This window comes from Arthrobacter sp. (assembly GCF_031179385.1).
GTDB lineage: Bacteria > Actinomycetota > Actinomycetes > Actinomycetales > Micrococcaceae > Arthrobacter_D.
Genome location: NZ_JAPSHV010000158.1, coordinates 1 through 4,816, shown reverse-complemented (window position 1 = coordinate 4,816; position 4,816 = coordinate 1). Strand labels below are relative to the sequence as shown.

The window sequence follows — 4,816 nt, the reverse complement described above, 5'->3', positions numbered from 1 at the left end:
TCTTTCCCGGTTCCAGCGTTCCCCGCCGGTCTTCTTCGCCTGCAATCCACGCGGCGTCGACCGTGTAGGCACGCAGGGCCGTCTCGGGGTCGACCCGTTCCTCGGGACCCAGGGTGGCTCCGCCGGAGCTGCGGCGCGTCACCATGGACTGCATGCCCAGCAGCGGTGCCCCTGCCGCTACCGGCCGGTCCGAGCTGCCGGGAACGCGTACCCCGGCGTTCAGGAAAGACTTGTGGCGGTACAGCCATGGTGTCCGTTCCGTGCCGACCGCGTCTGACATCGTGTCGCCGACCTCATACAGGAAGTGCGGTTGCGGGACCGGTGTGATCCCCAGCGCTGCGAACCGGGGGAGCTGGTCCGGCCGGACCATGCCGGCGTGCTCAATGCGATGCCGCGCGTCGGATCTGGGTAGCTTCTGTTGCGCCTTCCCAAAAGCGTCCAGCGCGATGTCGACGGCGGCGTCTCCGATCGCATGCGCGGCGACGTTCCAACCTGAGCAGTGCGCGCTGATGATCCGTTGGGCCAGTTCCTCGGGGGAGAGTTGGAGACTGCCAGTGCCATGGTCGTGGTCGCAGAAGGGCTCGGTTACCGCTGCAGTGCGGCCGATCAGCGAGCCGTCGATGAAGATTTTCATAGCCCCAAGCCGGACATGGTCGTCTCCGAAGCCCGATGCGATGCCGAGGTCAAGACCAAAGGTAATTCCATCGGCAGAATTGGACTGGAGCGGGTGCAGAGCGTCGCTGACCGCCATCAGTTGTACGCGGGTTTTCAGGAGGCCGCGCCGTCGTGCTTCAACGTACGCGGCGAGTTCCACCGGGCTGCGGCCAATCCAGCCCGATCCGATGCCGGCCTCCACCACATGTGTCAGGCCCTCGGCGGCGTAAATTTCACTCGCTGCACCGATCGCTTCCGCGAGGTCCGCCACCGGGTAGGGCACAACGAGGGCCGTCACCAGTTTCTGGGCCTGCTCTTCAAGTAATCCGGTGGGCCCGTCGGAATCCTGAACCACTGTGCCGCCTTCGGGAACGACAGCTGAACCGTCCAGGACACCTGTGCGATCAAGCACCTCAGTGTTGACGGCGCACATGTGCCCTGACCGGTGCTTGAGCCAGACGGGACGGCCGGGAGCGGACCGGTCGAGGCTGCTGCGGTGTGGATGGCCTCCCATGACCGTGTCGTCATAACCGGATCCCACCACCCACGCGTCCTCAGGGAGATCGAGCGCACACCGGGCGACTGCGTCGTACACTTCATCCAGGGCCCGGCAGCCGGACAGATCAAGTTCGGCGAGGGACTGCCCAAACCAGGCCATGTGGTTGTGCGAATCGCCAAAGCCGGGGACGACGACAGCGGCACCGCAATCGAGCGTACGCCGCGCCGGGACCTGTAAGACGTCGTCGTCGAAGCCCACGATCCGCCCGTGAAGCACTCCCAAGGCATGAGCTGCGGGAGCAGCATCATCCATGGTAAAAATGCGGGCATTAACAAGTTTCAAATCGATCATGTCCCCGGACTTGTCCTTCCCTAAGAGACGCCCAGCCGCGCACCACGATCATCCAAGTGTGGTACCGATCACCCGCGCAAACAATGGGTGACAGAAGCTGCCGGAGAGCTGTACTGCCACCGAAACACCGTACTGAACCGGCTTGCCCGGTTCGGGCAACTCACCAGCTTCGATTCCACCAACCCGGAAGACGCAGCGACAGTGATCGCCGCCCTTCACGTCCACTTCCTGGCGCCGGCATAGGGAAAGCCGGGAGAGGACAGAGGCGCGGCCCGACGATATAAGCTTGGAACCGATCTTTAGTGTCAGCGGTGTTCGAGTACCTCAGTACCGCTTGTCGTTAGACAGGGCGACGGTGATTTTGGCGTGGTGATGCCGGGTGACGAGCGCACCGCAGGTTTCTAATCTGTCCCCTGAGCAAAGAATGGGACTACAGCACTACCAAAGCCGATGTAGAGGTGCGGATGCAGGCACCTATTCGACCGATTGGAGGATCACGTGCTTGAAACCGTTGATCCGTCTTGCGTAAAAGACGCCATGATTACCTGCCCAAAGACCCTTCCGGCAGACAGCAGCGTGGAGGAAGTCCGTAGGTTCTTCGCTGATGACCACGTTCATTTGGCACTGATCGTTGATTCGAGCGGGCGGCTCCTTACGACTTTGGAGCGGTCTGATATTCCTTCGGAGGCCACTGGTAGTGCAAAGGCAAGTGGTTTTGGGACGATCCATGGCAGAACAATAGAGCCCCAACAGCCGCTCGGTGCTGCCACTGCGTCCCTGCAGTTGGCAGGCCGCCGTCGACTTGCAGTAGTGGATGATGAGGGAAAGCTTCTCGGCCTGCTCTGCCGTAAGCGAACCGGGCTTGGCTATTGCAATGACGCAGGAGTGGCTGCTCGCGCAGCCGGACTGGAGATGTCTACAGGTGGCAGCCTCGGCCGTCGCGGCAAGGAAAAGGCCAGCGCCAATGCCGGCCGCCAATGAGATGACCCGGCCCGTCGTTGCCGGACTTCCGCTACAGATGGCCGGCCAGTGCCCTTTCTACCGGGCAGGTGGGCCACACCGGCGGCAACAGGACGTGCACCGGGCCAAGAGGATCCAAGTCCGCTGTCAATGCATGGAACGGGAGAGCATCTGCTGCCAGCGATGGAAGCTGGAGGTTGGCAAGCGAGCCCGGTTCAATGTGCAGGGCGCGGCGTAGATCGAGGCTCAGTTCCAGGTTCCGGTTCAGGGAGCGGCCCCTGGCCAAGATCTTCAGCAGGGCAGCGGTGGCTGGGACGGTCAGGCATCCGTGCAGTTCGATAACCGCGCTGCGCATCTCCACGTCCACCCGGAGGACGGGTCGTAATTTGTGGGCCATGGTTCAACTTCGTAAGGGAGGGTGGCTCCGGCCGCTGCATAACCGTGGAGTTTTAGATTCAGGACGGAAAGCTCGTCAGCTGTTCTCGGGCAGGACAGACCTTGATGGGCTGCACTGATCGCTGATCAACCCGGTGGCGGCGCATTCGCGCACATCCCGAATGCCCTGAACGGCGGATTCCTTGTTTGGGTACGGTCCGGATACCGCTACGACTGTCCCATCGTGAGACTTGAGCCTGAACGCATAAGAAGCGTGCTCGTCAGTAAAGAGTTCGAATTTTCCGGTCATGGTTTACCCCTATACCCCCGGGGTTACTGACCTCGGGATTGTTCACCAAATGAAGACGCATCGTTGCGCCTCGGCCCCCCAGCCGCCCGATGTTTATACCCTAGGAGAGGAAACGCTTACTAGCGAGTAGGGGTGGCTGATGCGAGAATTTGCGCTCCAGCCCGGTGAGGGGAAGCGCTTCAGCGCAGAATCTCGACGAGCGCAACCCACGAGAAAATAACTGCGCCGATCAGTGCCACAATCGTCGCTAGGGCCACTACGAGCAAACCTGCAGGCATGGACAGCAGGAGCAGCACGGCCCCGGCGGCGTAGATGACGAGCGGGAACACGAATGACACGATGTGCTGGGTGTCCCAGTTGCGGGGACGTCCAGGAGTGTCGTCCCGAAGAATCGCCCGGGCGGCGAGGGCTGCGATGACCCCTCCGGCCAGGGTTCCAGCCAGGACTTCGATTCCGAACACCCATAGCGGCTGGTCCGGGATGAGGGCCGCGCACGCCAGGATCACGCCGAGGATCAGGGCGGAGATGGCGGCCCCTGCGCGGGCGGCAAGGCCTTGTGATTCCGCGATCTGTTTGATGTTGACCGACAACGCCACGATGAGCAGCCCGCCGAGCGCTGCTCCGGCCCCGGCGATGGCCACGTTGAAGTCACCCCACGAGGAGAGTGCCGCTTCCATCGGATCAGCGTAGCGACAGCTTCTTCGCCAGCGGAAGGCCCACTTCACATGCCCGGGGAGTTTGTGGCTTACCAACAGGGCGGTGGTGCTCCTTTGGTATGCCTAGTCAGCGCGCAGGACGTACTCCGCATCGAATGTTTCTGCCGCGTACTTGACCTCGACAATTTCGAAGCCAGCGCGTTCTATCATGGGCTCAAGAAGCCAGCGGAAGGTCGAATGCTCGTCCCTTGCATGCTCTTCGAACTCAGCACGGCTCCACTCACCATCGACGCTTGCACCTCCTTGGGAGCACCATGCCTCGATTCGTCCCGTGGCCTCCGCGGGGTTGAAGTCGTAGACAACGTCCCACAAGCGGCAGATACCACCGGAGGACAGTAGTTTTCGCATCCGGTCCAGCGCGATCGCTTTCCAGAAATCGGGGAGGTGATGCAGCGCGTAGCGGGAGTAGACGAAGTCGGCCTGGCCTTCACGGTGGGTATAACTGAGAAAACCGGCGTTCACCAACGTCACGTTGGTCAGATCCTGGTCCAACAGCTTCTTTTCCAGATAGGCGAGCATTGGTGGGGAAACGTCGACAGCGACTACGCGGGCGCACGCTCGCGCCGCCTCGACGGTGAACTGTCCTGTGCCTGCCCCAAATTCAATAACGGTGGACTGGGAGTTGAGACCGAACCTTCTCAAAATTGAGAGTTCAGACTGGGCGCTGGAGTCCATTTTCCCGTCGTAGCGGGCGACATGCTCCATGTCCAAGTTTTCTCGTCCCGCGAGAGCGACTTCATTGGGATACCAGCTGGGAGAGGTCATAACGGCCAGCATCTCATGGCACCCAGCACCCGTTCTTCGTGTCCTCCCATCCGCCGGACGTAAACTGACCTTCGCACCACGTCCCATGAGCCTTCGGGCCAGTGCCGAGGACCAGGAGCCGCCCATGCTCTGGAAGCTGCTTGTTGAATACCTGCGGCCGCACCGCACGCTGCTGGCCGCCGTCGT

Annotated in this window: 7 protein-coding genes; 2 read left to right on the top strand and 5 right to left on the bottom strand. The window is 61.8% G+C overall.

Annotated features, from left to right (window positions below; all coding sequences use genetic code 11):
• The coding region (locus tag RIF85_RS14525; protein ID WP_309072613.1) for an amidohydrolase at nt 1–1,504 on the bottom strand (1,504 nt) is incomplete at its 3' end.
• Nucleotides 1,505–1,591: 87 nt separating this feature from the next.
• Here RIF85_RS14525 and RIF85_RS14520 point away from each other — a divergent pair.
• On the top strand, nt 1,592–1,747 hold the full coding sequence (locus RIF85_RS14520) for a helix-turn-helix domain-containing protein (RefSeq protein WP_309072612.1): 156 nt from the start codon (nt 1,592–1,594) through the stop codon (nt 1,745–1,747).
• A 255-nt stretch (nt 1,748–2,002) separates the two neighbouring features.
• A complete protein-coding gene (locus tag RIF85_RS14515) occupies nt 2,003–2,485 on the top strand; it encodes a CBS domain-containing protein (protein WP_309072611.1) in 483 nt (160 codons plus the stop codon).
• A gap of 31 nt (nt 2,486–2,516) precedes the next feature.
• Here RIF85_RS14515 and RIF85_RS14510 read toward each other — a convergent pair whose 3' ends face one another.
• From RIF85_RS14510 to RIF85_RS14495, 4 genes are all read right to left on the bottom strand, one after another.
• On the bottom strand, nt 2,517–2,861 hold the full coding sequence (locus RIF85_RS14510; RefSeq protein ID WP_309072610.1) for a hypothetical protein: 345 nt from the start codon (nt 2,859–2,861) through the stop codon (nt 2,517–2,519).
• A gap of 75 nt (nt 2,862–2,936) precedes the next feature.
• Nucleotides 2,937–3,149, bottom strand: a complete 213-nt coding sequence (locus tag RIF85_RS14505) for a YegP family protein (protein ID WP_309072609.1) — start codon at nt 3,147–3,149, stop codon at nt 2,937–2,939.
• Between the two features lie 179 nt (nt 3,150–3,328).
• Nucleotides 3,329–3,826 (bottom strand): hypothetical protein, encoded by a 498-nt coding sequence (locus RIF85_RS14500; protein ID WP_309072608.1) that lies wholly within the window; start codon nt 3,824–3,826, stop codon nt 3,329–3,331.
• A gap of 102 nt (nt 3,827–3,928) precedes the next feature.
• Nucleotides 3,929–4,570: a class I SAM-dependent methyltransferase gene (locus RIF85_RS14495; protein WP_309072607.1), complete on the bottom strand. Its 642-nt coding sequence runs from the start codon at nt 4,568–4,570 to the stop codon at nt 3,929–3,931.
• Nucleotides 4,571–4,816: the final 246 nt, after the last annotated feature.